Origin of the sequence: Kitasatospora sp. NPDC059571 (assembly GCF_042735675.1) — a bacterium.
Taxonomy (GTDB): domain Bacteria; phylum Actinomycetota; class Actinomycetes; order Streptomycetales; family Streptomycetaceae; genus Kitasatospora.
In genome coordinates this window covers 2,874-3,786 of sequence record NZ_JBHWBW010000635.1, presented here as the reverse complement: position 1 = coordinate 3,786, position 913 = coordinate 2,874, and the positions used below count along the sequence as shown (strand labels likewise).

Annotated in this window: 1 pseudogene; it reads right to left on the bottom strand. The window is 83.5% G+C overall.

Annotation, left to right across the window (positions count from 1 at the left end):
* Positions 1-485, bottom strand: a pseudogene (locus tag ACFV0G_RS36985) (hypothetical protein); the annotation flags it as partial.
* Between the last annotated feature and the right edge of the window lie 428 nt (positions 486-913).

The window sequence follows — 913 nt, the reverse complement described above, 5'->3', positions numbered from 1 at the left end:
GTCCCGGACGTCGCGGGCTCGGAGGTCACGGGCTCGGAGGTCGCGGGCTCGGCCGGCTCCGCCTCGACAGCCGGGGACGCGACGGCGGTGGACGCGACGGCCGGGGCCTCGACCCCCGCGGCGACCGGTGCCGAGCCGCCGGGGTCCGCGGCCGGCTCCTCGCCCAGGTGATCGACCGGCTGCTCGACCGGGTCGGCCGCCGGGGCCGGCGCCTCGGTGGCCGCGCCGTGCGCCGGGGGCATCGCCCGCACCGGCGCGGGTGCCGGGAAGGACGCGGGGGCGAAGGAGTCGGACGGGCCCGCCGCGGCATCCTCGGGCGCGGACGGCAGGACGCCCCAGGAGACCCAGCGCGGCGCGGTGCCGGTCTCCAGCAGGCCCCGCTGGGCCGCGGGATCCGCCTGCCACCCCGACCTCGCGGCGGCCGTGTCCGAGGACGCCTCCGCCGTCGGTGCCTCCGCGGGCGGCGCCTCGGCCCGCAGGTCCACGGGCCCGGCAGCGGGCGCCCGCGGGGGCGGAGGGGGGGCGCTCCTCCCGCGGCCGGGAGACCGGGAGGCCCGTCCGGCGACGCCGCCGGGCCGGTGGGCGGCCGGACCCCGGTCGGCGGTACGGGTGCCAGGGCGGCGGCCTCGGCGGCGATCGGGGCGACGTCCGCCCGCGGCCGCAGCTCGACCGCGGCCTGCGGTGCCATCCGGAAGGTCGCCCCGGCCGATGTCTCGTCGAAGTAGATCGGCCCGGTCTGGGTGTCGGACGGCAGGGCCGGCGAGGGCCAGTCGGGGAGGGACCGGCCGTACGGGTCCGGGGGCGGCCCGGCGGGCGCCGGAGCGGCCGGGCCGGCGGCGCCGGACATCCCGGTCGAGCGGCCCCGCCCCCGCGCCCCCCCCGCCCGTGCCGACCGCGCCCCCCGCCGGGAGGG